General features: G+C 61.6%; 24 protein-coding genes. 14 read left to right on the top strand and 10 right to left on the bottom strand.

Going from position 1 to position 26,309, the window contains the following annotated elements; all coding sequences use genetic code 11:
- Nucleotides 1–11: 11 nt before the first annotated feature.
- Nucleotides 12–962, bottom strand: a complete 951-nt coding sequence (locus tag V6093_RS17360; RefSeq protein ID WP_003252998.1) for a homoserine kinase — start codon at nucleotides 960–962, stop codon at nucleotides 12–14.
- A 69-nt stretch (nucleotides 963–1,031) separates the two neighbouring features.
- Entirely contained in the window at nucleotides 1,032–1,319 is a 288-nt protein-coding gene (locus V6093_RS17355) for a DUF2782 domain-containing protein (protein ID WP_003252997.1), read from the bottom strand.
- 75 nt (nucleotides 1,320–1,394) lie between these two features.
- On the opposite strand from V6093_RS17355, the gene polA reads away from it, so the two are divergent.
- Nucleotides 1,395–4,142: a DNA polymerase I gene (gene polA, locus V6093_RS17350; protein WP_047603784.1), complete on the top strand. Its 2,748-nt coding sequence runs from the start codon at nucleotides 1,395–1,397 to the stop codon at nucleotides 4,140–4,142.
- Nucleotides 4,143–4,687: 545 nt separating this feature from the next.
- On the opposite strand, the gene yihA is transcribed toward polA, so the two are convergent.
- Entirely contained in the window at nucleotides 4,688–5,320 is a 633-nt protein-coding gene (gene yihA / locus V6093_RS17345) for a ribosome biogenesis GTP-binding protein YihA/YsxC (protein ID WP_003252993.1), read from the bottom strand.
- A 201-nt stretch (nucleotides 5,321–5,521) separates the two neighbouring features.
- Here yihA and V6093_RS17340 point away from each other — a divergent pair, with 201 nt between their 5' ends.
- From V6093_RS17340 to V6093_RS17310, 7 genes are all read left to right on the top strand, one after another.
- Nucleotides 5,522–5,824: a cytochrome c5 family protein gene (locus tag V6093_RS17340; protein WP_003252992.1), complete on the top strand. Its 303-nt coding sequence runs from the start codon at nucleotides 5,522–5,524 to the stop codon at nucleotides 5,822–5,824.
- 31 nt (nucleotides 5,825–5,855) lie between these two features.
- Nucleotides 5,856–6,473 carry a cytochrome c gene (locus V6093_RS17335; RefSeq protein ID WP_003252989.1) on the top strand — a complete coding sequence of 206 codons (618 nt, stop codon included), beginning with the start codon at nucleotides 5,856–5,858 and terminating at the stop codon, nucleotides 6,471–6,473.
- A gap of 151 nt (nucleotides 6,474–6,624) precedes the next feature.
- Nucleotides 6,625–7,257: a thiol:disulfide interchange protein DsbA gene (dsbA, locus tag V6093_RS17330; RefSeq protein WP_003252987.1), complete on the top strand. Its 633-nt coding sequence runs from the start codon at nucleotides 6,625–6,627 to the stop codon at nucleotides 7,255–7,257.
- A gap of 12 nt (nucleotides 7,258–7,269) precedes the next feature.
- Complete coding sequence (locus tag V6093_RS17325) at nucleotides 7,270–8,124, top strand: endonuclease/exonuclease/phosphatase family protein (RefSeq protein WP_003252985.1); 855 nt, start codon at nucleotides 7,270–7,272, stop codon at nucleotides 8,122–8,124.
- Between the two features lie 27 nt (nucleotides 8,125–8,151).
- Entirely contained in the window at nucleotides 8,152–10,089 is a 1,938-nt protein-coding gene (locus V6093_RS17320) for a diguanylate cyclase (protein ID WP_406669567.1), read from the top strand.
- Between the two features lie 77 nt (nucleotides 10,090–10,166).
- Complete coding sequence (locus tag V6093_RS17315) at nucleotides 10,167–10,955, top strand: N-acetylmuramoyl-L-alanine amidase (protein WP_014861523.1); 789 nt, start codon at nucleotides 10,167–10,169, stop codon at nucleotides 10,953–10,955.
- 199 nt (nucleotides 10,956–11,154) lie between these two features.
- On the top strand, nucleotides 11,155–12,753 hold the full coding sequence (locus V6093_RS17310; protein WP_014861522.1) for an EAL domain-containing protein: 1,599 nt from the start codon (nucleotides 11,155–11,157) through the stop codon (nucleotides 12,751–12,753).
- A gap of 14 nt (nucleotides 12,754–12,767) precedes the next feature.
- Here V6093_RS17310 and V6093_RS17305 read toward each other — a convergent pair whose 3' ends face one another.
- Together V6093_RS17305 and algB are read right to left on the bottom strand one after the other, a co-directional pair.
- Complete coding sequence (locus V6093_RS17305; RefSeq protein ID WP_011953156.1) at nucleotides 12,768–14,549, bottom strand: KinB sensor domain-containing domain; 1,782 nt, start codon at nucleotides 14,547–14,549, stop codon at nucleotides 12,768–12,770.
- Nucleotides 14,546–15,892, bottom strand: a complete 1,347-nt coding sequence (algB, locus tag V6093_RS17300; RefSeq protein ID WP_003252973.1) for a sigma-54-dependent response regulator transcription factor AlgB — start codon at nucleotides 15,890–15,892, stop codon at nucleotides 14,546–14,548. The genes V6093_RS17305 and algB overlap by 4 nt, the downstream gene beginning before the upstream one ends.
- 210 nt (nucleotides 15,893–16,102) lie before the next feature.
- Between algB and V6093_RS17295 the strand changes: the two genes are divergently transcribed.
- From V6093_RS17295 to V6093_RS17270, 6 genes are all read left to right on the top strand, one after another.
- On the top strand, nucleotides 16,103–16,924 hold the full coding sequence (locus V6093_RS17295; RefSeq protein ID WP_406669566.1) for a BON domain-containing protein: 822 nt from the start codon (nucleotides 16,103–16,105) through the stop codon (nucleotides 16,922–16,924).
- Between the two features lie 173 nt (nucleotides 16,925–17,097).
- Nucleotides 17,098–17,388 carry a hypothetical protein gene (locus V6093_RS17290; RefSeq protein ID WP_003252968.1) on the top strand — a complete coding sequence of 97 codons (291 nt, stop codon included), beginning with the start codon at nucleotides 17,098–17,100 and terminating at the stop codon, nucleotides 17,386–17,388.
- Nucleotides 17,389–17,431: 43 nt separating this feature from the next.
- Nucleotides 17,432–17,593, top strand: coding sequence for a DUF1328 domain-containing protein (locus tag V6093_RS17285; protein ID WP_003252966.1), 162 nt, complete (start codon nucleotides 17,432–17,434; stop codon nucleotides 17,591–17,593).
- Between the two features lie 2 nt (nucleotides 17,594–17,595).
- A complete protein-coding gene (locus V6093_RS17280; protein ID WP_179053176.1) occupies nucleotides 17,596–18,066 on the top strand; it encodes an inhibitor of vertebrate lysozyme family protein in 471 nt (156 codons plus the stop codon).
- 743 nt (nucleotides 18,067–18,809) lie between these two features.
- Nucleotides 18,810–20,138 (top strand): glutamate/aspartate:proton symporter GltP, encoded by a 1,329-nt coding sequence (gene gltP / locus V6093_RS17275; RefSeq protein WP_003252957.1) that lies wholly within the window; start codon nucleotides 18,810–18,812, stop codon nucleotides 20,136–20,138.
- Nucleotides 20,139–20,285: 147 nt separating this feature from the next.
- Complete coding sequence (locus tag V6093_RS17270; protein ID WP_003252955.1) at nucleotides 20,286–21,515, top strand: nucleoside recognition domain-containing protein; 1,230 nt, start codon at nucleotides 20,286–20,288, stop codon at nucleotides 21,513–21,515.
- Here the strand turns inward: V6093_RS17270 and V6093_RS17265 are convergent.
- The 5 genes from V6093_RS17265 to V6093_RS17245 form a co-directional block, all read right to left on the bottom strand.
- Nucleotides 21,497–22,132 (bottom strand): ABC-type transport auxiliary lipoprotein family protein, encoded by a 636-nt coding sequence (locus V6093_RS17265; RefSeq protein ID WP_014754975.1) that lies wholly within the window; start codon nucleotides 22,130–22,132, stop codon nucleotides 21,497–21,499. The genes V6093_RS17270 and V6093_RS17265 overlap by 19 nt on opposite strands.
- Nucleotides 22,129–23,067 (bottom strand): MlaD family protein, encoded by a 939-nt coding sequence (locus tag V6093_RS17260; RefSeq protein ID WP_014754976.1) that lies wholly within the window; start codon nucleotides 23,065–23,067, stop codon nucleotides 22,129–22,131. The genes V6093_RS17265 and V6093_RS17260 overlap by 4 nt, the downstream gene beginning before the upstream one ends.
- Before the next feature lie 3 nt (nucleotides 23,068–23,070).
- Nucleotides 23,071–23,862, bottom strand: a complete 792-nt coding sequence (locus tag V6093_RS17255) for an ABC transporter ATP-binding protein (RefSeq protein WP_003252949.1) — start codon at nucleotides 23,860–23,862, stop codon at nucleotides 23,071–23,073.
- Nucleotides 23,859–24,992 (bottom strand): ABC transporter permease, encoded by a 1,134-nt coding sequence (locus tag V6093_RS17250; RefSeq protein WP_011953163.1) that lies wholly within the window; start codon nucleotides 24,990–24,992, stop codon nucleotides 23,859–23,861. Before V6093_RS17250 ends, V6093_RS17255 begins: the two co-directional genes overlap by 4 nt.
- Nucleotides 24,993–25,193: 201 nt before the next feature.
- Complete coding sequence (locus V6093_RS17245; protein WP_003252945.1) at nucleotides 25,194–26,219, bottom strand: DUF5924 family protein; 1,026 nt, start codon at nucleotides 26,217–26,219, stop codon at nucleotides 25,194–25,196.
- Between the last annotated feature and the right edge of the window lie 90 nt (nucleotides 26,220–26,309).

The following is a 26,309-nucleotide window of genomic DNA, read 5'->3' as shown; positions in this document are numbered from 1 at the left end:
GCAGACGTGGTCTACAGAGCGAACGGCAGGTGCAAAGCCACCTGCTGGCGCTGCGCCAGACGTACTTCAAACTCACTCGGATCGTGGATCATCACATCCATCCCGGCAAACGATTCGGCGGCAATCAGGCGCGACAGCCAGAAACGCACGCAGCCTACCCTCAACATTTCCGGCCACAGCTCGGCTTCGGCTGCAGTGAACGGCCGCAGCGCCGCGTAGGCTGCCAGCAGTGCCTGGGCGCGTGGTACATCCACCGCTCCCTGCTCATCCAGGCACCAGTCGTTCACGGTGATGGCAATGTCATACAGCATCGGCCCGGAGCAGGCATTGTAGAAGTCGATCACACCGGTCAGGTGGGTGCCTTCGAACATCACGTTGTCGCGGAACAGGTCGGCATGCAGGTTGGCCCGCGGCAAGGCCAGGATCTGCGCCTTATGTGCGCTGATTTCGTCCAGCGCCGGCTGCAGCAATGCGGCTTGCTCCGCAGTCAGGCGTGGCAGTAGCTCGGCACCCGAGGCCAGCATCCAGTCCAGGCCGCGGTCGGTGCGGCGCTCGATGATGTGCTCTCGGGTGGCCAGGTGAATGTGTGCCAGTAGCTCGCCGACCTGGGCGCAGTGCTGGTTGTTGGGTGCCTTGATGTGTTTGCCCGACAGCCTGGGCTGCAGCAATGCCGGCTTGCCGCACAGCTCGCGCAGGCCGTTGCCGTCGCGATCACGAATGGCATAGGGCACCGGCATGTCGGCACCGTGCAGGGTATCGAGCAGCTCGATGAAGAACGGCATGTCCTCGCTGGGCCCACGCTCTATCAGCGTCAGGACGAACTCCCCCTGTTCGAGGCTGACGAAGAAATTGCTGTTCTCGGTACCGGCGGCAATGCCCTGGAAGTCGAGCAGACGGCCCAGCTCGTACGGCGCCAGAAAGGTTTCCAGCTCAGGCCGGGTCACGGGGGTGAAGACTGACATGATGAAAAATTGCCCATACGGGCACTTCCGCCGGGAAGTGCCGGGTTGATGTGAACGGTGCGCGTCAGCTTACCACTCGAAGATCTTCCAGGACGGAATCAGCATGTCCGGCTGGTCGGATCGAATGAAATTGGCATCAGTGCCATCAGCGCGTACCAGGAAGTAAGGCTTGCCGTTTTTCGGCGTGATCTTGATCGCATACAGGAAGCCGTTTTGCCGGTATTCCTGGATGGTTTTATCGCCTTCCGTGCGAATGGTCACCTCGGGATCGGCCGAGGGGGCGTCGTCCGCCGCCAGGGTGACGACAGGCGTGGTTGCCAACAGGCCGAGCAGTAACAGGCGATTGAGTGTGCGCATGATAACCTAGTCCCTTTGTCGTCAATGATTCTGGCTATTCTAGCGCCGGACCCGTCGAAAAGGTTGATTCTGCTCATGAGCCAAGCGCCCCTCGTCCTGGTGGACGGTTCCTCCTACCTTTATCGCGCCTTCCACGCGCTGCCACCGCTGACCACGTCCAAGGGCATGCCGACCGGTGCGGTGAAGGGTGTGCTGAACATGCTCAAGAGCCTGCGCAAGCAATATCCCGACAGCCTGTTTGCCGTGGTGTTCGACGCCAAGGGCGGCACTTTCCGCGATGCCATGTTCGCCGAGTACAAGGCTAACCGCCCCAGCATGCCGGATGACCTGCGGGTACAGATCGAGCCGCTGCACGCCAGCGTCAAGGCGTTGGGCTACCCGCTGCTGTGCGTGGAGGGTGTCGAGGCTGACGACGTGATCGGCACCTTGGCGCGCAGCAGCGCCGCCCTGGGTCGCCCGGTGATCATCTCGACCGGTGACAAGGACATGGCGCAGCTGGTGGACGGGCACATTACCTTGGTCAACACCATGACCGGAAGCGTGCTGGACGTGGCTGGCGTGCACGAGAAGTTCGGCGTCGGCCCGGAACACATCATCGACTTCTTGGCCCTGATGGGTGACAAGGTCGACAACATCCCGGGTGTGCCGGGCGTGGGCGAAAAAACGGCAGTGGGGCTGCTGACCGGCATCGGCGGCGGTCTCAGCGACCTTTACGCCAACCTGGACAAGGTGCCAACGCTGGCCATTCGCGGCGCCAAGACCTTGCCGGCCAAACTGGAGGAGCACCGCGACGCGGCTTTCCTGTCCTACGAGCTGGCAACCATCAAGGTTGACGTGCCGCTGGATGTGGAGGTCGAGGCGCTGGTGTGCGGTGAACCTGACCGCGAGGCGTTGCTGGCGTTGTATACCGAGATGGAGTTCAAGAGCTGGGTCGCCGAAGTGCAGCGCGATGCGGCCAAGGCTGGTGATGATGTTGCCCCGGCCGTGGAGCCTGCGGCCAAGGTCGAGCCCAAATACGAAACCATTCTCGACCAGGCCCGTTTCGACGCCTGGCTGGAGAAGCTGCGCCAGGCACCGCTGTTTGCCTTCGACACCGAGACCACCGGCCTGGACGCCCAGCAGGCGCAGTTGGTCGGCCTGTCCTTCGCTGTCGAGCCGCATGAAGCGGCCTATGTGCCGCTGGCCCACGATTATGAAGGCGCGCCGGCCCAGCTGGACCGCGAGGCCGTGCTGCTGGCGCTGAAGCCACTGCTGGAGGACCCGGCCAAGGCCAAGGTCGGGCAGAACGCCAAGTACGACATCAACATCCTCGCCAATGGCTCCCCCGCCATCGAGATGCGCGGCGTGGCCTATGACACCATGCTCGAGTCGTACGTGCTGAACTCCACGGCCACCCGTCATGACATGGACAGCCTGGCGCAGAAGTACCTCGACCACACCACGATCGCCTTCGAGGACATCGCCGGCAAGGGTGCCAAGCAGCTTACCTTCAACCAGATCACCCTGGACAAGGCCGGCCCGTACGCCGCCGAAGACGCCGACATCACGCTGCGCCTGCACCATGCATTGCAGGCCCGCCTGGCACAGACGCCGAGCGTGCAACCGGTGCTGATGGATATCGAGATGCCGCTGGTGCCGGTGCTGGCCAGGATCGAGCGCCAGGGTGCGCTGGTCGATGCCGAGCTGTTGAAGGTACAGAGCGGTGAGCTGGGCGTGAAGATGGCTGAGCTGGAGCTGCGTGCCTACGAGCTCGCCGGTGAGACGTTCAACCTCGGCTCGCCCAAGCAGCTGGGCACGATTCTTTACGACAAGCTGGGCATGCCGGTGCTGAGCAAGACCGCCAAGGGCCAGCCATCCACCGCCGAAGCAGTGCTCGACGAACTGGCCGAACAAGGCTACCCGCTGCCAGAGGTGCTGATGCAGTACCGCAGCCTGAGCAAGCTCAAGAGCACCTACACCGACAAGTTACCGGGGCAGATCAACCCGCGCACCGGGCGTATCCACACGTCCTACCAGCAGGCCGTGGCGGCCACCGGCCGGTTGTCGTCGAGCGACCCGAACCTGCAGAACATTCCGATCCGCACCGCTGAAGGGCGGCGTATTCGCCAGGCGTTCGTCGCCAGTCCGGGTTACAAGCTTCTGGCGGCGGACTATTCACAGATCGAGCTGCGCATCATGGCCCACCTGGCCAAGGACGAAGGCTTGCTGCATGCCTTCCGCAATGACCTGGACGTGCACCGCGCCACGGCAGCCGAAGTGTTCGGTGTGGCCCTGGAAGACGTGACCACCGACCAGCGCCGCAGCGCCAAGGCGATCAACTTCGGCCTGATTTACGGCATGAGCGCCTTTGGCCTGGCCAAGCAGATCGGCGTCGACCGCAAGCAGTCACAGGACTACATCGACCGTTATTTTGCCCGCTACCCGGGCGTGCTGGCCTATATGGAGCGCACCCGCGCCCAGGCGGCCGAGCAAGGCTTTGTCGAAACCCTGTTTGGCCGCCGGCTGTACTTGCCAGACATCAATGCCAAGAACCCTGCCCTGCGCAAGGGCGCCGAGCGCACGGCGATCAACGCCCCGATGCAGGGTACTGCGGCCGACATCATCAAGCGGGCCATGGTCAAAGTAGATAACTGGTTGAGCGAGAGCGGGCTGGATGCCCGGGTGATCCTTCAGGTGCACGACGAACTGGTGCTTGAGGTACGCGAGGACCTGGTGGAGCAGGTGAAAGATGAAATTCGCCAGCACATGAGCCAGGCCGCGCAGCTGGATGTGCCGCTGCTTGTCGAAGCAGGCGTTGGTGCGAATTGGGACGAAGCTCACTGATTGAGCAGGTAAAACTGTGTAGGATCTGCGGCGTAGTGACGCGGATCCGAGCACCGCTCAGTGCTGTGGGTGCTTAAGTTTCATGAAACTATCGCAAATAGTTTTGTGGGCTTCGGAACTAAACCGGTGAAGCGGAACTCAGAGTAACTGAATGGCTGGTGAAGCCCTTCGATGCTCCTATGTTGTGTTAAGTGTTGGCAGATATCTGGACCCCGCCCTAGCGGTCCGGACTTGGACCCCGAACTTCCCCCTCCCCATACGAAGTCCGGGGTTTTTTTTGCCCGGAATTTGCCGGATGGCTTGTACTGAGCCTCCGTAGGCGCGGGTTTACCCGCGAATGCGATGTCGAATTCACCGCTGCATTCGCGGGTAAACCCGCGCCTACAAGGGCCTGCGCCCAATCACCAAAGCGTGTCCAACCCCGATCAGGTGTAGGAGCGGGTTTACCCGCGAATACGGTAGTGGCGGCAACGGTGAACGGCGGGTGGAGAGCAGGCCCGGCCCTTTTGCGGGCAAACCCGCTCCTACGGGTCAGGCGCAAAGCATTAAATGACCGGCTTGTCTTCCAGTTCCATCCAGTCTGCCAGCACTCGGTAGGCGTCTTCCACGCCCAGGCGCTTGGGTGCCGAGAACAGCTGGATGGTCACGCCATCCCCCCAGCCCTTGCGGATTTCCGACTGTACTTTCAGCAGTGTGTTCTTGCCCGCGCCGTGGGTCAGCTTGTCGGCCTTGGTCAGCAGGATGTGCATCGGCATGCTGCTGGCCTTGGCCCAGTCGAGCATCATCTTGTCGAAGTCGGTCATCGGGTGACGCACGTCCATCATCAGGATCACGCCACGCAGGCACTCACGGCTGCCCAGGTAGGCTTCCAGGTGTTTCTGCCAGTGCTGCTTGAGCGGAATCGGGACTTTTGCATAACCATAGCCCGGCAGGTCGACCAAACGCCGTTCATCGTCCAGACTGAAGAAATTCAACAGCTGGGTGCGTCCGGGAGTTTTCGAGGTACGCGCCAGGCTGGCATGAGTCAGGGTATTGAGGGCGCTGGATTTGCCGGCGTTGGAACGGCCGGCAAAAGCCACCTCGTAGCCCTGGTCGTCCGGGCATTGTTCGACCTTGGCTGCGCTGAGGGCGAATTTGGCTTTCTGGCAGAGGCCGAGGATGGGGTTCTTGACTTGCATGGGATATCCGATGTGGGTGTTGCCTGACTTTGTAGAGCCAAGCCTGGCAAGCGGTGTCGTTTCCGTTTGGATGGCGGAAGTATATAATGCCCCAGTTTTTGTGTGCTCATTCTCCCAGCGAAGGAGAACGGGCATGGGGTGTCGAACAATAGCTCGCGCAACAGAACGCAGCGCGGCCCCCAACCCTGAAGGTCGTTCCGCATGGCGAAATGGCTGCTTGCTGTCGGTATGTTCCTGCCGTTTTTCAGCGCACAGGCTACACAGGATCCCGAGGTGTTGTACAACCGCACGTGTGCGGCCTGTCACACCGGGCAGTTGCCACAGGCACCCAGACGGGGTGACCGGGCAGCATGGGAGCCAAGGCTGGCGCAAGGCATGGATGTACTGGTGAAGCACGTGACCCAGGGTTTCAAGGCTATGCCGCCGCGTGGATTGTGCATGGACTGCAGTGCCGAGGACTACCGTTTGGTCATCCTTTGGATGAGCGGCAGTCCCGATACATAACATTTCACCCTTAGCCGTGTTGGATTAGCTGATGAACAAACTAGTCGTGAGTCTGCTGTTGACCTTGGGTGTCGCTGGTGCGGCCACTGCTGCGCAACCTATCAAAGGCGATGCCGCCGCTGGCCAGGCCAAGACCGCCGTCTGTGGCGCCTGCCACAATCCTGACGGCAACAGCCTGGCACCGAACTTCCCGAAACTGGCCGGCCAAGGCCAGCGCTATCTCGAAAAACAACTGCACGATATCAAGTCGGGCAAGCGTACCGTGCTGGAAATGACCGGCATGCTGGCCGCATTCAGCGACCAGGATCTGGCCGATATCGCCGCCTACTTCTCCAGCCAGAAAGGCAGCGTGGGTGCCGCCGATCCCAAACTGGTCGAGCGCGGCCGTGCGCTGTTCAATGGTGGCGACCTGGAAAAGGGCATGCCGGCCTGCACTGGCTGCCACTCGCCTAACGGCGCGGGCATCGCCCTGGCCGGCTTCCCGCACCTGGGCGGGCAGCACTCGCAGTACGTGGCCAAGCAGCTCACTGATTTCCGCGAAGGCAACCGCACCAACGATGGCGATGCCATGACCATGCGCACCATCGCTGGCAAGCTGAGCAACCATGACATCGAAGCGTTGGCCAGCTACATCCAGGGCCTGCATTAACTTTCGGTTAATGTTGTAGGTCAATGATGAAAGGGCGGCCGGGCTGCCCTTTTTTCCGTCCGCAGCCGTTACACTACAGAACTCGAGCCCTTCCCGGCCTGTCTCAGTGCAGGTCGCGTCGTGGCGACCCATGACTGCTCAGGAGTAAAGCATGCGTAAACTGATTCTCAGCGCTGCGCTGGTCGCCGCCAGCGTATTCGGTATGACTGCCGTTCAGGCCGCCGAGCCTGTCGCCGGCAAGGAATACATCGAGCTGAGCAACCCTGTTCCGGTTTCCGTGCCTGGCAAGATCGAAGTCGTCGAGCTGTTCTGGTACGGCTGCCCACATTGCTACCACTTCGAGCCGACCATCAACCCTTGGGCTGAAAAGCTGCCCAAGGACGTCAACTTCAAGCGCGTACCGGCCATGTTCGGTGGCCCGTGGGATGCACACGGCCAGATGTTCCTGACCCTCGAAGCCATGGGCGTCGAGCACAAGGTGCACGCGGCGGTGTTCGATGCCATTCAGAACCAGCACAAGCGCCTGACCGACAAGAACGACATGGCCGACTTCCTCGCCACTCAAGGTGTGGACAAGGACAAGTTCCTCGCCACCTTCGACTCGTTCGCCATCAAGGGCCAGGTCAAACAGGCCAAGGAATTGGCGAAGAAGTATGAAATCACCGGCGTACCGAGCATGGTCGTCAACGGCAAGTACCGCTTCGACCTGGGGACTGCCGGCGGACCGGAAGGCGTGCTGAATGTCGCCGACCAGCTGATCGACAAGGAGCGCGCTGCCAAGTAGGCGGCGTCACCCATGCCCCGCTTCAGAGCTACGCGTGGCATTGGCCTGCACGAGCCGCAGGTCAACGAGCATCACCTGCAGGCCCCGGGCCTGCCCGAGGATGGTCGTCTGCGGCTGCTCAGTTTCAACATCCAGGTGGGCATAAGCACCGAGCGCTACCGCCATTACCTGACGCGTAGCTGGCAGCACCTGCTGCCGCATAACGGCCGTGCCGGTAACCTGCAGAAGATCGGCAGGTTGCTGGGTGACTTCGACCTGGTGGCCCTGCAGGAAGCCGATGGTGGCAGCCTGCGCTCGGGCTACGTCAACCAGGTCGAACACCTGGCCCACTTGGGGGCCTTCCCCTATTGGTACCAGCAGCTCAACCGCAACCTTGGGCGTTTTGCCCAGCACAGCAACGGTGTGCTCAGCCGCCTGAAGCCGCAACTGCTCGAAGACCATCCGTTGCCTGGCCCGGCCGGGCGAGGTGCGATTCTGGTGCGGTTTGGCGAAGGCGAAGATGCGCTGATAGTGGTGATGATGCACCTGGCATTGGGGGCCAAGACCCGCGCCCTGCAGCTGGGTTATATCCGCGAGCTGATAGGCGGCTACCGTCACCAGGTGCTGATGGGTGACATGAACACCCATGCCACCGACCTGCTGGAGCATTCGCCACTGCGCGACCTGGGCCTGGTCGCCCCGCAAGTCGAGGCCACCTTCCCCAGTTGGCGACCGCAGCGTTGCCTTGATCATATTTTGCTCAGTTCAAGCCTCACGCTGGAGCGTGTCGAGGTGCTGGCGCAGCCAATTTCGGACCACCTTCCCGTTGCTGTCGAGATTCGATTGCCTGATGCATTGACTGTGGATACGCTGCCGGTTTTGAGCTAATTGCCATCACCGTTTGCGGACCCGGGCATGACTGAAGACGCTGAGCGCTGGAAAGAAAAATACCTTAAAAGCATCGAGCAGCAAGAAAAGCTCGAACGCCGTTGGGATGCCCGTCTTGACCTGCTGCGTCGAGGCCTGGTGCGCAGCACCCTGGCTGCTGAAGGCAGTGACAAGGTGGTAGACGCGTGCATGAAGGAAATGCGCGATGTCATTCGCAGCGACAACATGGACGCCGGCCTCGCCGGCTTGATTCCGCGCCTTGAGAAAGCGGTACTGGATTCCGAACAGCGTCGCGAAACCCGCATGAACCAAGTCAGCGATGCGCTGACCGCACTGGTTGGCCAACTGCAAGGCCTGCCCCTGCCCAGTGATATCTCGCGGCCATTGAAAAAACTGGCGAAGAAGCTCGACGGCGGGGTTGCCCAGTCACGCGAGCTGCCGCCGCTGTTGGGCGAGTTGAGCGGCTTGCAAGGGCGCGCGCTGTCGGCCCTTGGCAAGCCGGGTGAAGAAGCCCGACCCGGGTTTCTGCAGCGGTTGTTCGGAAGCCGCGAGGAAGATGCACAGGCAGGAGCAGAGCTTGCGCCGGTGGCGTTGCCTGCTGCCGAGGTTGTGCCCCAGGCAGCCGGCAGTGCCGAGCCCTCGCGGCCCGATGATGTCGATGCGCTACAACCGTTGTCGGCCCCTGCTGCTCCGACTGCCGAGGTGGCCGAAGCGCCCGAGCTTGAGCTGGAGGCATTTGGCCCAGCGCTGATCGAAACGGCCGAAATGGCGCCAGCCCCGTTGCCAAGGGACAAGGCGCTATTGCCGGAAGCTGCAGTTTCCGCCAGCGAGCCATTGGCTGAGGCAGAACCCTTACAAGCCCTTGAAGAAACCTTTGGTGAAGACGGCCCCTATGCCCTGCCCTACGCAGTGGAGCCGCCTTACAGCCAGGTTGCCGCGCACATCGAGCAGACCCTGATCGGTCTGCTCGATGACCTTAGCCTGCCCGAGCGCCACAAGGCTCAGGCGTTGGAAATGCGCGAGCGGGTTGCTCGCGGCTTGAACTGGTATGAGCTGATCCCGGTGCTGGATGACTTGGCAGTCCTCATGCTGGCGATCACCGACAGCGGCCAGCACGAATTCGAAACCTACCTGCAGCAGCTCAATGAACGCCTGGAAGGTTTCCAGAGCCACCTGCACGAGGCCAGTGCCGGTCACGCGGACAACAGCACCGCTGCCCGCGAGCTGGATAGCCAACTGCGTGAGCACGTCGACGGCCTGCAGAGCAGCGTGCAAGGTGCCGCCGATGTAGACAGCCTCAAGCACATTCTGGAAAACCGCCTGGAAGGCTTGCTGCTGACCATGGACGAGCACAAGCACGAGCGTGATCGCCGCGAGCAGGAACTGGCCGGTCGCCTGCAAGGCTTGTCGGAGCGGGTGGCGAGCATGGAGCATGAGGCGCTTGGCTATCGCGAACACCTGGAAGAACAGCGCCAGAAAGCGCTGCTGGACCCGCTCACCGGCCTGCCCAACCGTGCGGCCTGGAGCGAGCAAGTCGAACGCGAAATGCTTGACTGGCAGGAAAACGGCGGTCATCTGGCGATGGCGATTCTTGACCTGGACCATTTCAAACGCATCAACGACAACTATGGTCATCTGGCTGGGGACAAGGTCCTCAAGATCGTGGCCGACCAGTTGCGCAAGCGTCTGCGGGGCCGGGATTTCATCGCCCGTTTTGGCGGCGAGGAATTCGTCTTGCTGTTGCCGCAGACTACGCCCGCAGTCGCTGCGCAGATGGCCGAGGTGTTGCGCGCCACAGTCGAAGCCTGCCCATTCCACTTCAAGGGTGAGCGGGTAGTGATCACCACCTCCATCGGCCTGGGTGCATTCCGTTCTGGCGAACGCAGCGATCAGGTGCTCAAACGAGCCGATGCAGCGCTGTACCGGGCAAAGGAGCAGGGGCGTAATCGCGTCGAGCAAGGCTAGCCAGCCGCCGTTTCCTCGGCAGGCACAGCGCAGGTGAGCACGTTATACTGTAGCGCTCATACGCTGAGGCCACTGACGTGCTTTCCACGCTTAAAAAAACCTTGATTTCCTTTTTGCTATTGTCTGTCGCCGGTTGCTCGACGGGCCTGCGCATCGACCGCAGTCACCCTTCGGTCAATCAGGACAACCGCATCCAGTTCGTTGTCCTGCATTACACCAATGCTTCGCTGGAGCGCTCCCTGGCGCTGCTTACCCAGGGTGAAGTCAGCAGCCATTACCTGATCGGCGATGGCCCGGCAACGGTGTATCAGCTGGTGGATGAAAACCGTCGTGCCTGGCATGCCGGTGATAGCCAGTGGCAGGGGCGCACCTGGCTGAACTCCTCGTCCATTGGTATCGAGATCGTCAACCCGGGCTTTACCGACACCCCGAACGGCCGGGTCTGGCACCCTTACAGCGAGGCGCAGATCCAGTCGCTGATCGCGCTGCTCAAGGACATTGTCAAACGCAACAACATCGAACCACGCCATATCATCGGCCACAGTGACATCGCCCCGCTGCGCAAGCTGGACCCGGGGCCATTGTTCCCGTGGAAGCGCCTGGCCGATGCCGGGCTGGGTATCTGGCCGGATGCTAACGCCGTGGCACGGCAGCAAGCCTACTTCAGCGTCAACCCGCCAAGCGTTGGCTGGTACCAGCAGGAGCTGGCACGGTTTGGCTATCAGATCGAGCAGACCGGCGTGCTGGATGTCGCCACACGTCATGTGATTGCCGCCTTCCAGATGCGCTTCCGCCCGCAGCGCTTCGACGGCATGCCGGATGCACAGACAGCAGCGATGCTGCAGGTACTTAACCGCATGCGTTGAGTCGTGGCGGGCGAGGTACTTGTTGCAGCAGCCTTGCGCTATGAAGAGGCGGGTTTGGTCGACGCGGTTTATTAACGTTCTCATCGCAGCCACAAGGCTGCCTCTACAAAGAGCGTGGGTGGATTGCAGCGAAGCGCCAAACGGTGAGGGTGATTATTGATTCCGTTGCTATACCTTGGTTATCAACTGGATGCCTTCGATGTCAGCCTTCATTGCCTTGCTGCGCCAAATTTTTTACCGCCCCTGGATGCTGGCCACTTTGGCAGCGCTGGCCAGCGCCGCGGTGTTGCTCTCTGCCAGCATTGGCATTGCCCTGCAACAAATGAAGCAAAGCGAAAGCGAACAGATGAATGCCCAGGGCGAGCGTTTTCTGGACCGGCTCGAACAGGTGTTCGGCCAGTTGCGCGAAGGGGTAGACCTGCTGCAGGCCCAACCCTTGCGCGGCTGCAGCCCGGCGATGCTGGCAGCTCTGCAACAGGTTGGCCTGAGCTCGCGGTTCATCTATGAAGCGGCTTATGTAGATGGCAATGTTGCCTGCTCCAACCGCGGTGATGAGCGAGCGTTCGTTCCCTTGCGGGCGCCAGATATCCAGGGGCCGACGTACAGCTACTGGCTTAACACAACCACCGAGCCGAACGAGAACCTGGCAGCACTGATGCTGGGCCGGGGCAAGTTTCTGGTGTCCACCTCCCGTGGGCATTTGACCGATGTGGTGGACCTGCCCCCGGGCGGCAGCCTGGTCGTGGTGCTGGATAACGGCGCCCGGGCCATTCCGGTGCTTGGCCCGCCACAGGTATGGCCTCCGCCCTCGGCCTGGTCGACCAGCCACAAGTCGCTGCTGGAACTCAGTGATCGGCTGATCTACCGAATGCCGACCAAGTCGCCGGATTACCAGTTGGTGCTGATTGCCCCGAGGGCCAGTCTGCCGCTGAGGATGAACGGCATGCTCTGGTTGCTGTTCCCCGGCAGCGTGCTGGCGGCCTGCTGCATCGGTTGGTTGGTACTGCAGTTGATTCTGCAACGACGGTCGATGAGTTCAGAGTTGCAGAATGCCTTGCGTCGTGGAGAGCTGCAGGTGCTCTACCAACCCATCATCGAGCTCGACAGCCGGCGCTGTGTGGGCGCCGAGGCCTTGGTGCGCTGGCGCCGCCCGGACGGCACCCTGACCAGCCCGGACCTTTTCATTCCGCTGGCGGAGAATACCGGGCAGATTCGCCAGATCACCGACTTTGTCCTGCAGCGTGTGCTTGAACAGCTAGGTCAGCTACTGCGCTCGCACCCCAAGCTATACATATCGATAAACCTGGCGGCCTGCGATGTGATGGTGCCACGTATTGGCCGGGTGGCGGCGCGCTTGTTGGCCTTGCATCGAGTGGCGCCCAGCCAGATTGCCTTCGAGGTGACCGAGCGCGGCCTGATCGACGTGGTGGTCGCCCGTGACAATCTGCAGGCGCTACGCGCCGTGGGGCATCAGGTGCTGATCGACGACTTTGGTACCGGTTATTGCAGCCTGGCCTACCTGCAAACCCTGCCAGTGGACTGCCTGAAGATCGACAAGGCATTCATCGACGCTCTGGGCCACGATGCCGCCAGTAGCGGCGTGGCCCCGCATATCATCCGCATGGCCCATGACTTGCACTTGCGGGTAATTGCCGAAGGTATCGAGTTCGAGGACCAGGCAGTGCTGCTGAACAGCGAGGGGGTCAATTATGGCCAGGGCTGGTTGTTCGCCCGCCCGCTGAACGCCCGGCAGTTTGCCGAGTTGGTGACTCGCGGGCACCTGCCGCGGCGGGTGTAGGCGCGTTTAAGCAATCAGACCGGCAACGCCATGTAGAACTGTGTCCCCTGCCCCGGCCGGGAAAACACGCCCATACGCCCTCCGTGCAGCTGCACAATCTCCTTGCACAGCGCGAGCCCCAGCCCAGCACCGCCTTTCTTGCGACCTACCTGCACGAAAGGCTCGAAGATGCGCGCTTGCTGCCCATAGGAAATGCCCTCTCCATTGTCCTCGACGCTGATGATCACCCGTTCCGCATGCCGTCGGGCATGCAGGCGAATGCGCCCACCGTTGGCGGTATGGCGGATGGCGTTGTGCAGCAGGTTGTCCAGCACTCGATCCAACTGGGCGACGTCGGCCTGGATGCGCGGTAGCGGCGGGTCCAGTTCTTTGATCAACTCGATCTGCTTGTGCGCAGCGTGTTCGGCAAAGCGCAATTGCGCATGCTCCAGCAGGTCGTCGATGGCACAGGGGGCCAGCTCGAGCTTTTGCAAACCGCTCTGATAACGGGAGAAGTTGAGCAGGTCGTTGATCAGTTGGGTCAGACGCTGCATTTCTTCGCCGATGGTTTCCAGCAGGTCGTTCTCGCGGGCTTCGGGCGGGAACTTGACCCGCTCGCGCAGCAGGCCGAAGGCCATGTGCATGCCGGTCACCGGGGTGCGCAGTTCATGGGAGGCGCGCAGCACGAATTCGCTGCGCACTCGCTCGAAGGCCCTTTGCTCGGTTACATCGTGCAGCACCATCACTGCGCCGAGGATTGGCCCCTGCGGGTGGCTGACCGGGGTCAGGCTGTAGGTGAGCAGACGTGATTCGTCATCGACCTCCATGTTCAGGTCGTCCGGTGGGCGGTCGAGGCTGCCCCCGCGCAGAACCTGGCGCAGTTGTTGCTCAAGCTCGGGTCGCTGCAGGGCTTCGACCAGGCTGCTGCCCACGCGGCTATCGTTCCAGCCCAGCTGGCGCTGCGCCACCGGGTTGAGGTGCTCGAGGCGGCCCTGGCGGTCGATGATCAGCAGGCCGTCGTCGATGCTGTCGAGTACGGCCTGTAAACGCTGCTGGCCGGCCAGCAGCTCGTCAACGTTGGTGGCCTGGTGCTTGCGCAAGGCATCAGCCATCAGACCAAAACGGCGGGTCAGCTGGTTAAGCTCGGCGGCCTGGGTAACCGGCAACGTAACGTCGAAATTGCCCTTGCCTAGCTGGTCGGCCGCCTTGGCCAAGGCTTCGATCGGCTGGCCGAAACGCCGGGCGATGTTGTGCGCGGTGATAAAGCCCAGTACCAACACCACCAACCCCATCAGGCCGAGTACACCACTGACCAGCAAGGCGCGGTCACGGGTGCGCTCCTCGCTACGGGTAATCAGGTCCAATGCCTGCTTGTGAGAATCGATGAGGTCGGTGCGCACCTGATTGAACGCGGCCCCAAGCGGCTGATCGGCACCCATGCTGCGAGCGGGTGTGGCGCTGTCGCGATAGGTTTGGAGGAAGGCCTGGTAGTTGCTGCTGGCCTTGCTGAAACCGGTGCGCTCACCGCCTTGCTCCAGCCCTTGGTTGAGCAGGTCCTGGAAGTTTTCCTGCAGCAGCCGCAGGCTTTCCGGGGCGGTATCTTCATCGAGAATCAGCATCAGCTGTTCGCCCAGGTTCTGGCGCAACTTCAGCCCCACTTCCAGGACATGGGTGGTATCGCGCACCAGTTGCTGTTGCACTGTAGCCATCTGCAGCATGCTGACCAGACCCAGCAGCAGCCCCAGCAATGCCACCGTGACGAGCGTCGAGATGCTGAGGAAAAGCCGCGTACGCAGCTTCATGGGCGGCCATTTCATAGGTTGTACTGCTTGCGCTTGCGGTACAGGGTAGAAGCATCGATGCCCAAGGTCTTGGCGGCTTGATCAAGGGTATCGCTGGCGGCCAGTACGGCACCGATATGAGCACGCTCCAGCTCATCCAGGCTAAGCGCGGCACCTACGCGCGGGGCATTGCCGGCGGGTTGTTCACCCATGCCCAGGTGGCTGATTTCCACTCTTTCCTGCGGGCAGATGATGCTGGCCCGTTCCACTACGTTGCGCAGTTCGCGAATGTTGCCAGGCCAGCGGTAGTTGAGCAGGGCGGTGCGCGCCTCGTCACTGAAACCGCGGGCGGGGCGGGAGTATTCCTTGACGAAGCGGGCAAGGAAGCGGTCGGCCAGTATAAGGATGTCTTCACTGCGCTCGCGCAGCGGGGGCAGGTGCAGGGTAATCACGTTCAAGCGATACAGCAGGTCTTCGCGAAAGCGGCTTTCGCGCACCATCTCTTCAAGGTTGAGGTTGGTGGCAGCCAGGATACGTACATCGGCACGCCGGGTAACCGGGTCGCCGACGCGTTCATATTCCTTGTCCTGGATGAAACGCAACAGTTTGGGCTGCAAGGTCAGCGGGAAATCGCCGATCTCGTCGAGGAATAGCGTGCCCCCGTCAGCCTGGCTGACCCGCCCCAGGGTGCTTTCGCTGGCGCCGGTGAAGGCGCCGCGGGTGTGGCCGAATAGCTCGCTTTCCATCAGCTCGGCGTTAAGCGACGGGCAGTTGATGGTCACGCAGGCTTTGCGTGCACGCTTGCTCCAGCCATGGATGGCCCGTGCCAGTTCGCCCTTGCCGGTACCAGATTCGCCAAGGATGAGGATGTTGGCGTCCGTGATGGCGACTTGGCGGGCGGTTTCCAGCACCGCCATCATGGCCGGGCTATGGGAATCGAGGCCGTCCTTGGGTTTGCGTACTTCACCTTCCAGGGCTTCCAGGCGCGCAGAAAGCTGGCGCACCTCCAGTTGCTTGGCAGTGGCCAGGCGCAACTGGTCGGGGCTGCACGGCTTGACCAGGTAGTCGGCAGCGCCGGCCTGGATGGCATCCACTGCGGTGTCGATCGCTGAGTGCGCGGTGACGATCACCACCCGCATCCACGGGGCCTGGATACGCATCTGTGCCAGCACGTCGAGGCCGTTGTCTTCACCCAGGCGCAAATCGAGGAAGCATAGGTCGAACACCTGGCGCTGCAGTAGGGTTTCGGCCTGGGCGGCGCTGTTGGCCGTAGCCACGCTGTAGCCCTCGTCTTCCAGGCAGTAGCGGAACGTGCGCAGGATCGCGGACTCGTCATCCACCAGTAGAATGCGGCCTTGGTTGTCCTGGGCTGATTCCATTTCCTGTGCTCCTTAGGGAAAGATCTTTATTTAGTGTGGGAAAAATCGGGCAAGTTGCATGGTCAATTCTGAAGGATTCTGTCCTTTGCATGCTAGCCAGTGGCCGAACGATGTCTACAAGCCGTGATTCTTCAATGATTTGCTTAGAGACACGCGCTGGCACATTGGTTGCGATGTTTTTCAGATTTTGCCCACGAAGGAGGCACTGCCATGCCCTTTTCCCTGCGTACAGCCGTTTTGGCCGCCACCCTGCTACCCATGTTTACCCCGGCATTCGCCGACCCTGTGCAGGACGCGCGCCTGGAAGGCGCCCTGCAAACCGCTTTGTCACTGAACCGCATGCTTGATTCATTTCGTATCAAGGTTGAAGTGGACGGCAAGCAGGCGCGGCTTTCCGGTGAGGTGGAGAACGAGGTCGAGCGGCAGCTGGCCGAGGACGTGGCCCGCGCTACCCGGGGCATCGAACAGGTGGAGAACCTGCTGCAGGTCAATACCCAACTGGTGGAGCGTCCACTGGAGTTGCGTGCCTACGCCCAGCGCCTGGAGGATGTGACCCTGGCGGCGGTGATCCGTGCTCGGCTGTTGTGGAGCCGTACCACCGAAAAGGCCCCTATAGAAGTACAAAGCAGTGAAGGTGTGGTGACGTTGCGTGGCAAGGTCGACAGTGCCGAAGCCAAGGAGTTGGCGGGCGTGGTAGCGCGTACTACCGACGGCGTGTACCTGGTCAACAACCTGGTCAGCCTCGATACCGCTGCCATGGCCAAAGCGCGGGAAACACCAGCGGGTGCGCCAACCGGGCTGCAGCCAAGCGACAGCTGGATCGTCGACAAGATCCAGAGCAGCTATCGCTTCAGTCGCAACCTCGATGGCCTGAACCTGAAGGTGGCCAGCGAAGCAGGCATGGTGCGGCTCTCGGGCGAAGTGGTTAGCGCGGAGCAGAAAACCATCGCCGTGGAGATCGCCCGGCAGATCATCGGCGTACGGGGCGTGGATGCTGACCTGCTGAAGGTGGCGACCAAGGTTGAAGGCTGATCGTGCAATTCGCACGACCGTACAGGCGCCATCGTGCAGGATACGTCCTCACGATGCATTCGTGTATTGGTTAAGTCATTGATTTATAAAGATTTTATTTAAAACAAAAGGCTGGCATGCAGGCTGCAATTACCTGTTCAGGTTGAACAAAAAATTACAGCAGGAGAGCCAGCATGAACCGCCAATCCGTCAACCGCTCGCAGAGCGCCGCACTGCCTTTGCGCCAGATGCTGACACTCGGCATGGCGATGCTGCTGACCTTGGCCGCTGGCCTCTTCTACTACAGCTTGCAGACGGCGCGTCTGGCTGAGCAGGTGGCGGCTCAGACTGCCCTGTTGACGCAGATTCAGGCCACTCGTGCCAACACCTTGGTCAAGGCCGCCGACTGGCAGCCCGCTGGCCAGGCCATTGCCTCACCGGCCACTGTGGAAAAAGTTGTTCCCCAGGAACGCTGGGTTTTCTGACCAGGCGGCCGGATCGATTCCGCAAAAAGAAAGGAGAACTACCATGCTGAGTTGGGCTATCACTTTCCTCATCATCGCCATTGTCGCCGCCGTATTGGGCTTCGGTGGTATCGCGGGCGCTGCTACAGGTATCGCCAAGATCCTGTTCATTGTCTTCCTGGTGTTGTTTGTAGCCTCCTTCTTCTTTGGACGCGGACGAGGTTGAAGATGAGCAGGAAGCTTCGTTCAGCCGTGGTCGCCGCCCTGTTGCTGGGCGGCAGCGCGGCGGCCATGGCGGCCAATGACGGCCAGGTTCGGATCGACCAGCTGCTCGGCTCGGACCCGGAGTACCGGGAAACCTGGCAGGACACCCTCGAAGGCGAGGAACGCCTGCCCGATTGGGTGGTCAATCTGACCGGCAGTGCCCAGCAGCAGATGTCTGCCGTTACGGAAGACGGCGACAAGTACCTGGTCGGCCCGCTGTGCGAAAAACAGGACAATTGCACCTACAAGCGGCTGATCGTGGCGTTCAGTTGGGACAAGGATGATGCCTACGGGATGCTCGTGGAGGTACCCGAAGGTTTGCCGAGCGACAAGTCGCCCACCCGTCATGCGCAGTACCGTTGGCTGGGCAAACCTGACGACGGCATGAAGGCAATGCTGCAGGAGCAGCTCAAACGTGACCCGAACTGGTACTGAGCATTATTGCCGGCACGGAAGAAAGGTCACTCACTGTCACGTAATAGAAGCTGAAGCTTTCTATAGTTCAGCCTTCTATGATGCGCCGCCCCGAGGAGGGGTAGCACATGACCAAGGGGTCGGGCTGCTCTGATTGTTTCAGGATCGGAGTGGCCTAGGGGTACAGGGAGTGCCTCCAGTAATGGGCCGGGTCAGGAAAGGCGGAATCGGAAGTCTCAGGTCGGCGGCGTCACAGGGATGCCTTGCCAGACCTGACTTCCGAGGAGCCATGTAGGAAACGTCGCTTCCCTTGCGCGTTTTTTCCCCTGGGACACATTTTGTCTCGACCGTACATCAAATTTTTTTCGACCTTCTTGGTGCTGCTACAAGTGGCATTTACGCCATTCGGATTGTCGAACAGGCCATCTTTCATGTCCTACCTGTCCCGCCAAATCTGCCGAAATATGGCGGTTTGGTCTTGTTCGGGATTCCGAATGTTATAAATCAAGCACTTGCGAAGCTGCCGGCTAGGTCGAAAACAGTATGCATAAACGGCATGGGCTATGCGTTTCAGGCATTAGCTTTCGCCCCTTGCCGTCGCAATAGTTGCCGCCTTTTTCGCTGGCCAGAGCGCCCGGTCGCTCGCCTGCGGTGTCCTTACATGACGTCGCCTGACGGAACCCTTACTGCCCGTGACCTTGCCTATGGCGCTGTTACGCGTGTTTCCGCCAGGTGCCATGACCACTAAAACAAAGGGTAAAGACATGAAGAAGGCAAAACTGAGCCTCGCCTGGCAGATCGTCATCGGTCTGGTCCTGGGTGTTGCAATCGGCGCGCTACTGAATCATTTCAGTGCAGAAAAGGCATGGTGGATCAGCAACGTCCTTCAGCCCGCTGGTGACATCTTCATCCGCCTGATCAAGATGATCGTCGTCCCGATCGTGATTTCGTCGCTGATCGTGGGTATCGCCGGTGTTGGCGACGCGAAGAAACTGGGCAGCATCGGCCTGAAGACCATCATCTACTTCGAAGTGGTGACCACGATCGCCATCGTCGTAGGCCTGGTGCTGGCCAACCTGTTCCATCCAGGTGCCGGCATCGACATGAGCACCCTGGGCACGGTGGACATCTCCAAGTACCAGGCGACAGCGGCCGAAGTGCAGCATGAGCACGCGTTCATCGAAACCCTGCTCAACCTGATTCCGTCGAACATCTTCGCAGCGCTGATGCGTGGCGAAATGCTGCCGATCATCTTCTTCTCGGTGATGTTCGGCCTGGGTCTGTCGAGCCTGCAGTCAGAGCTGCGTGACCCGTTGGTTCGTACCTTCCAGGCTGTTTCGGAAACCATGTTCAAGGTCACTCACATGATCATGAACTATGCCCCGATCGGCGTGTTCGCCCTGATTGCCGTGACCGTGGCCAACTTCGGTTTCAGCTCGCTGCTGCCGCTGGCCAAGCTGGTGCTGCTGGTGTACTTCGCCATCGCTTTCTTCGCCTTCATGGTACTGGGCCTGGTTGCCCGCCTGTTCGGCTTCTCGGTGATCAAGATCATGCGCATCATGAAAGATGAGCTGATCCTGGCCTACTCCACCTCCAGCTCGGAAACCGTGCTGCCGCGGGTGATCGAGAAGATGGAGAAGTACGGTGCGCCAAAGTCGATCTGCTCGTTCGTGGTACCGACCGGCTACTCGTTCAACCTCGACGGTTCGACCCTGTACCAGAGCATCGCGGCGATCTTCATTGCCCAGTTGTACGGTATCGACCTGTCGTGGAGCCAGCAGCTGCTGCTGGTACTGACCCTGATGGTCACTTCCAAAGGTATCGCGGGTGTGCCGGGCGTATCGTTCGTGGTACTGCTGGCCACCTTGGGCAGCGTGGGCATTCCGCTGGAAGGCCTGGCCTTCATCGCTGGCGTGGACCGCATCATGGACATGGCCCGAACTGCGCTGAACGTTGTGGGCAACGCCTTGGCTGCATTGGTCATTGCTCGCTGGGAAGGCATGTACGACGCGGTCAAGGGCGAGCAGTACTACGCCTCGCTGCTGGCCGAGAAGCAGGAAGCTGCAGTGGTTGGAGAAACCGCCAAGCGCTGAGCCTGATGGCTGTTTGACCAAGAGCCCCGACTTGTCGGGGCTTTTTGTTATCTGCGAGATCTTGAGCCGCGCCTACAAAGGCTCGCGATCGCCAGTCACAGGCTGCGATACGCTATTATTCGGGCACTTTTCAGGGGGAACATACGGATGCTCAACGGCCTTTGGCTCGGCTTTTTCCTGGTGGCGGCGGTGTCCGCCATGGCCCAATGGCTGGTGGGTGGCAACGCAGGCATCTTCGCGGCAATGGTCGAAAGCATCTTCGCCATGGCCAAGCTGTCGGTCGAGGTGATGGTGCTGCTGTTCGGCACACTGACCCTGTGGCTGGGCTTTCTCAAGATCGCCGAAAAGGCCGGCATCGTCGAATGGTTGGCCAGGGTGCTGGGCCCGTTGTTCGCCCGCCTGATGCCGGAGGTGCCGCCCGGCCACCCGGCCCTGGGCCTGATTACCATGAACTTCGCCGCCAACGGCCTGGGACTCGACAACGCCGCTACGCCGATTGGCCTGAAGGCCATGCGCGCGCTGCAGGAGCTGAACCCTGGCAGCACCACCGCGAGCAACGCGCAGATCCTGTTCCTGGTGCTCAACGCCTCGTCGCTGACCCTGCTGCCGGTAACCGTCTTCATGTACCGGGCGCAGCAAGGCGCACCAGACCCGACCATGGTGTTTCTGCCAATCCTGCTAGCGACCAGCGTCTCGACCCTGGTAGGTCTGCTGTCGGTGGCAGTGATGCAGCGTTTGCGTCTGTGGGACCCGGTGGTGCTTGCCTACTTCATCCCCGGCGCTTTGCTGCTGGGAGGCTTCATGGCTTTTCTTGGCACCCTGTCGGCCGCCGCGCTGGCCAGTCTGTCGTCGCTCATGGGCAACCTCACGCTGTTTGGCGTGATCATGCTGTTCCTGGTGGTGGGCGCCCTGAAACGGGTGAAGGTGTATGAAGCCTTTGTCGAAGGCGCCACGGAAGGCTTCGATGTGGCCAAGAGCCTGCTGCCCTACCTGGTGGCGATGCTGGTGGCGGTGGGTGTGCTGCGCGCCTCTGGTGCCCTGGAGCTGGCCCTGGACGGTATTCGCCATGCGGTGAACTGGATGGGCCTGGACACGCGCTTCGTCGAGGGCTTGCCCACCGCGCTGGTCAAGCCGTTCTCTGGCAGCGCAGCGCGGGCAATGCTGATCGAGACCATGCAGACCCAAGGCGTGGACAGTTTCCCTGCCTTGGTGGCGGCGACGATTCAGGGCAGCACCGAAACCACCTTCTATGTACTGGCCGTGTACTTTGGTGCCGTGGGCATCCAGCGCGTGCGCCATGCGGTCGGTTGCGCACTGCTGGCCGAGTTTTCAGGGGTGGTCGCGGCGATCTTCGTCTGCTACTGGTTCTTCGCCTGAACCTTCAGCTGTGCCTGGTTGGCCTGGGCAATGGTCCAGCTCACCACCTGCCCCACCAGCTGGTCGCTGGCCTGACCAAAGCCGGCGACTACCGCTGACACTTGCTTGTCGGCAAGCGGCTGGCGAATCTCGAAGCGCTTGCTGGCCTGGATGCGCTGGTCGCGCCCCTTAACCAGACGCGCATCGTAGCGGATCACCACCTCCACCGCCCCGCCCGGGCGGTACTCACTCTGAAACGCCTGCAGCTCGCCAGCCAGCTCGTAGTCGGCTTGCAGGTTACTGTCGTCAGCGCTCAGGCGCTGCACCTGGCCGTCACGCTGGAATCCATCAAGCAGGCGGTTGCGCAGCAGCACCGGAGCCGCATCGCTCCAGCGTGCGCCCTTGTAACTGCTTATCACATCGCCTTGGGGAATGACGGCAATGCGCGGCCCGGCCAACACTTCACTGGCCAGCGGCTTGTTCAGGCGCAATGACCACTCCAGCGGCGGGGCTGTGCGGCTGGGCTGGTTTACCGGCAGGCGATAAAGGTCCACAGGTTCGCTCTTCGGCAGGATCGAGCAGGCACTGACCAGGCTCATCGAGGCCGCCAGGGTCAGCAGGCGCAGCGACAGATTCATGGCTGGAACTCCTTGTTGTTGTCGCGGCCAAGCAGGTAGCCGCTCGGGTCGGCCTCCAGTTGCCGGGAAATGCCTTTGAGCGCGTTAAGGGTTTCGCGCAGTTCACGAATGGCCGGGGCGAGCTGGTTCAGGCTCTGGGCGCCGTCACCGATAGCCTCGCTGTTGTTCTTCAGCAGGCTATTGATGGTTGCCGTGCTTTGGGCCAGTGACTGCATGGCCTGTTCGGCGCTACCGATCGCCTGTTTGCCTTCGCTACCCAGCAGGCCGTTGGCATTGCGCATCAGCGCCTGGGTTTCGGCCAGGGTGGCGCTGGCCTGATTACCCACCTTTACCAGCTGTTCGATGGCCTCGGCGATGCTGCCGTGCTGGCCGGCAAAGGCGCCGGTGGTCTTGTCGAGGTTGGCCAGCGTGTTGCTGAGGTGGCCTATGTTGTCCTCAGAGAACATCTGGTTGGCGTTATGGAGCAGCATGTTGATGTTGGTCACCAGGTCGCTGCTGTCGTTGAGCAGGCGCGAGATTGGCGATGGCGAAGCGATGATCACCGGCAGCTTGCCATCCTTGCCTTTAAGCTCGGGGCTTTGCGGCGTGCCGCCACTGAGCTGGATGAATGAGTTGCCGGTGACGCCGGCCAGGGTCAGCTTGGCCTGGGTGTCTTCCTTCACCGGGGTATCGGCGCTCAGGCGCACCCGTGCCAATACCCGGCGCGGGTCTTTCGGGTCCAGACGCAGGGTCGACACGTCGCCCACCTTGATGCCGTTGTACTGCACCGTGCTGCCTCGGGAAAGGCCAGACACGGCTTCGTTGAACACTACTTCGTAATCCTTGAAGGCGTCGTCGACACTGGACTTGGCCAGCCACAGGCCGAACAGCATGGCCCCGGCCACCACCAGAACGGTGACCAGGCCGATGAGGACGTGATGGGCTCGGGTTTCCATTGCTCAGCGCTCCTGCCCGGCACGGGTGGCAGCCTGTTCGGCGGCGCGCCCGCGAGGGCCGTGAAAGTATTCTTGGATCCAGGTGTCGTTGGTCTTCTCGACCTCGGCCAGCGGGCCGGCCACCAGGACTTTCTTTTGCGACAGCACCGCGATGCGGTCGGTGATGGTGTACAGGGTGTCGAGGTCGTGGGTGATCAGGAACACCGACAGCCCCAGAGCATCGCGCAGGGTAAGGATCAACTGGTCAAATGCCGCGGCACCGATCGGGTCCAGGCCAGCCGTGGGTTCGTCGAGGAACAGGATGTCCGGGTCCAGGGCCAGGGCGCGGGCCAGCGCTGCGCGCTTGATCATGCCCCCCGACAACGAGGCCGGGTACTTGTCGGCAGCCGAGATCGGCAACCCGGCAAGGGCCAATTTCACCCCGGCCAAGTGCTCGGCATCATTGCGCGACAGCCCGGCGTGCTCGATCAGCGGCAAGGCCACGTTTTCGGTCACCGTCAGCGAAGAGAACAGCGCCCCCTTCTGGAACAGCACGCCAAAGCGCCGCTCGACCAGTGAACGCTGTTCTTCGCGCAGGCCGGTCAGGTCCTGGCCGAACACCTTGATCTGCCCTTCATTGGGCCGGCGCAGGCCAATGATGCTGCGCAGAAGCACCGACTTGCCGCTGCCTGAGCCGCCTACCACGGCGAGGATTTCGCCGCGGTACAGGTCAAGGTCAAGGTTTTCATGTACCACCTGGCGGCCGAAGCGGTTGCAGATGCCGCGGGCTTCGATTACGCAATCCTGGCCACTCACCAGCCCATCTCCATGAAGAACAGCGCTGCCACCGCATCCAGCACGATGACCACAAAAATCGACTGCACCACTGCCGAGGTGGTGTGTGCCCCCACCGACTCGGCGCTGCCGCTGACCTTGAAGCCTTCCAGGCAGCCGATGGCGGCGATCAGGAAGGCGAAGAACGGTGCCTTGGCCAGGCCTACCAGGAAGTGCTGCACGCCAATGTCGCTTTGCAGCAGCGACAGGAACATGGCCGGCGAAATATCCAGTGTCAGGGCGCATACCACCGCACCGCCAACGATGCCGCAGATCATCGCGACAAAGGTGAGCAACGGCAGCGAAATCAGCAGGGCCAGTACCCGCGGCACCACCAGCAGTTCCATGGGGTTGAGGCCCAGCGTGCGGATGGCGTCAATTTCTTCGTTGGCCTTCATCGAGCCGATCTGCGCGGTGAACGCGCTGGCAGTGCGGCCGGCCATGAGAATGGCTGTCAGCAGCACGGCGAACTCGCGCAGGAACGAGAATGCAACCAGGTCGACGGTGAAAATGGTCGCACCGAAGTCGGCCAACACCGTGGCACCGAGAAATGCGACTACGGCGCCCACCAGAAAGGTCAGCAACGCCACGATGGGCGCGGCGTCCAGCCCGGTCTGCTCAATATGTGCCACCACAGGAGTGAAGCGCCAGCGATGTGGCTGGAAGGCGCGGCGCAGCAAGGTTTCCAGAATCACACCGACGAAACCAAGCAGTTGCATGCTGTCCTGCCACAGCGTGCCGACGGCGCAGCCGATGCGCTCCAGCAGCAACAACAGCACATTGCGCTCGGGCTCCTTGACCGGGATGCAGTAATCCTGGACCGAACAGTAGACATTCTTCAGCAGCGCCTGGCTGGCTTCAGGCAGCGCGTGGGTGCAGCGCGACAGGCGCTCGGAGCCTAGCAGTTCGGCCAGCAGCGAAGCACCGGCGGTGTCCAGGCGGCCCAGCTGGCTGAGGTCGGCGATCGTGTTGGCAGCGCACTGCGTGCGCAGGCGCTCGCTCTCGCGCTTGAGGTTGGCGTAGTGTGCCAGGGTCCAGTCACCGGTAATACGCAGGCAGGCCGGTTGGCAGCTGGTGTCCAGGGTGGCGCTAGGGGTGGTCATAGGCTCCATGCAATTGACTCGGCGCTAAGGCTTAGGGGCTGATCATAGCGCAGGGGGCATGGGCTGTTTGGTGATTATGTGCTGTGTGTGCGCTTGGTAGCAGTGCCTTGGCGCAGGCTTGTGCTGCGAAGAGCTCGTAAGTGCCCACGGAAGTGGTGTGCTGTACCGGCCCTTTCGCAGCACAAGGCTGCTCATGCGCAAGGCAGGGGGTCAACTACCCGCGGGTGCATCATTGACCACCTTGAAGCGCAGCACGCCAATCACTTGCCCATCCTCGGTCAGCACCCTCACCTGCCACTTGCCTACCGGATTGGGTGGGAAGTTCTGCTTGTGGGTCCAGGCCCGATAGCCTTCCTTGCGCCCGCCGTGGATGTCCAGGGCAATGCGGTCGACCTCTTGGCCGTCCTTCTGCCACACGTGGTAGATCCGCTCGTTCAGGCCGCGTGGCGCGTTGATGGCGGTGTAGGCATACAGGCCACTGCTGCGAATGCGGCTGGCGGCAATTTCGTCCAGCGAGTCGCCCGGTTGGCGGTTCATGACTTCGGTACTCACCGCCACCTCGGTCATCCACAGGGTTGCCGGCGGTACCCAGGAGCGCAGCAGCCAGCCACCGGCACCGACCGACAGGGTAACCAGCACCAGAGCCACGGCGCGGCGCCAGTTGTTGATCGGGAAGCTGCTGGCCAGGCTGGGGAATGACAGGGCCATGGCTGCGATCAGGGCCAGCTTGAAGCTTTGTGCGGTGGTCAGGTGCAGGATGATCGGTAGTGCGGTCAGCAGAGCGGCAAACAACGTCAGGGTATGCAGCGCCAGGAACAGCCAGCGCCGTGGTGCCAGCCACTTGTAGTACAGCGGGTCGGTGATCGAAACCAGGCCGGCGGCGCCGAGCAAGCCGGTGAAGACCAGCTGACCGCTGTTCCAGGTGGTGGTGATGAAAAAGAACGGCAGCACGAAGAACAGCGTTTCCTGGTGGATCATCTGCGTTGCATAGCGCAGCAGCGGCTGAGGGATCTCGCGGTTGAACGTGCGCGCGAACAGCCCGGTGAGGGTGTTCTCCAGCATCAGCCAGACCCAGCTGACCAGCATGAGCACGGCGACCCAGCTGGCCAGGCCAGCCTGGCGGTCGACCAGGATGAAGCTGCCGATACCGGAGAGGAAACCGCCGAGCGCAATGATGCCGGGGTAGCGCTTGAGGAGTTCGATGACGCGCTGGACGATATGGGGGATTTGGGGCATTGGGGGCTACAACAGAAAAGTGAGGTGGCTGTGCCAGCCTCTTCGCGGGCAAGCCTGCGAAAGGGTCGGTACTGGCAAAAGGATACCGCC

Source organism: Pseudomonas putida group bacterium ESBL64 (assembly GCF_045277175.1).
Classification (GTDB): domain Bacteria; phylum Pseudomonadota; class Gammaproteobacteria; order Pseudomonadales; family Pseudomonadaceae; genus Aquipseudomonas; species Aquipseudomonas alloputida.
The sequence above is the reverse complement of the archived record's forward strand: the minus strand, read 5'-3'. Positions and strand labels throughout refer to the sequence as shown.

Excerpts from the sequence above, each read along its gene's own strand:
- V6093_RS17360 (WP_003252998.1), bottom strand. The coding sequence starts at position 962 with ATGTCAGTCTTCACCCCCGTGACCCGGCCTGAGCTGGAAACCTTTCTG.
- V6093_RS17355 (WP_003252997.1), bottom strand. The coding sequence starts at position 1,319 with ATGCGCACACTCAATCGCCTGTTACTGCTCGGCCTGTTGGCAACCACG.
- polA (WP_047603784.1), top strand. The coding sequence starts at position 1,395 with ATGAGCCAAGCGCCCCTCGTCCTGGTGGACGGTTCCTCCTACCTTTAT.
- yihA (WP_003252993.1), bottom strand. The coding sequence starts at position 5,320 with ATGCAAGTCAAGAACCCCATCCTCGGCCTCTGCCAGAAAGCCAAATTC.
- V6093_RS17340 (WP_003252992.1), top strand. The coding sequence starts at position 5,522 with ATGGCGAAATGGCTGCTTGCTGTCGGTATGTTCCTGCCGTTTTTCAGC.
- V6093_RS17335 (WP_003252989.1), top strand. The coding sequence starts at position 5,856 with ATGAACAAACTAGTCGTGAGTCTGCTGTTGACCTTGGGTGTCGCTGGT.
- dsbA (WP_003252987.1), top strand. The coding sequence starts at position 6,625 with ATGCGTAAACTGATTCTCAGCGCTGCGCTGGTCGCCGCCAGCGTATTC.
- V6093_RS17325 (WP_003252985.1), top strand. The coding sequence starts at position 7,270 with ATGCCCCGCTTCAGAGCTACGCGTGGCATTGGCCTGCACGAGCCGCAG.
- V6093_RS17320 (WP_406669567.1), top strand. The coding sequence starts at position 8,152 with ATGACTGAAGACGCTGAGCGCTGGAAAGAAAAATACCTTAAAAGCATC.
- V6093_RS17310 (WP_014861522.1), top strand. The coding sequence starts at position 11,155 with ATGTCAGCCTTCATTGCCTTGCTGCGCCAAATTTTTTACCGCCCCTGG.
- V6093_RS17305 (WP_011953156.1), bottom strand. The coding sequence starts at position 14,549 with ATGAAATGGCCGCCCATGAAGCTGCGTACGCGGCTTTTCCTCAGCATC.
- algB (WP_003252973.1), bottom strand. The coding sequence starts at position 15,892 with ATGGAATCAGCCCAGGACAACCAAGGCCGCATTCTACTGGTGGATGAC.
- V6093_RS17295 (WP_406669566.1), top strand. The coding sequence starts at position 16,103 with ATGCCCTTTTCCCTGCGTACAGCCGTTTTGGCCGCCACCCTGCTACCC.
- V6093_RS17290 (WP_003252968.1), top strand. The coding sequence starts at position 17,098 with ATGAACCGCCAATCCGTCAACCGCTCGCAGAGCGCCGCACTGCCTTTG.
- V6093_RS17285 (WP_003252966.1), top strand. The coding sequence starts at position 17,432 with ATGCTGAGTTGGGCTATCACTTTCCTCATCATCGCCATTGTCGCCGCC.
- V6093_RS17280 (WP_179053176.1), top strand. The coding sequence starts at position 17,596 with ATGAGCAGGAAGCTTCGTTCAGCCGTGGTCGCCGCCCTGTTGCTGGGC.
- gltP (WP_003252957.1), top strand. The coding sequence starts at position 18,810 with ATGAAGAAGGCAAAACTGAGCCTCGCCTGGCAGATCGTCATCGGTCTG.
- V6093_RS17270 (WP_003252955.1), top strand. The coding sequence starts at position 20,286 with ATGCTCAACGGCCTTTGGCTCGGCTTTTTCCTGGTGGCGGCGGTGTCC.
- V6093_RS17265 (WP_014754975.1), bottom strand. The coding sequence starts at position 22,132 with ATGAATCTGTCGCTGCGCCTGCTGACCCTGGCGGCCTCGATGAGCCTG.
- V6093_RS17260 (WP_014754976.1), bottom strand. The coding sequence starts at position 23,067 with ATGGAAACCCGAGCCCATCACGTCCTCATCGGCCTGGTCACCGTTCTG.
- V6093_RS17250 (WP_011953163.1), bottom strand. The coding sequence starts at position 24,992 with ATGGAGCCTATGACCACCCCTAGCGCCACCCTGGACACCAGCTGCCAA.
- V6093_RS17245 (WP_003252945.1), bottom strand. The coding sequence starts at position 26,219 with ATGCCCCAAATCCCCCATATCGTCCAGCGCGTCATCGAACTCCTCAAG.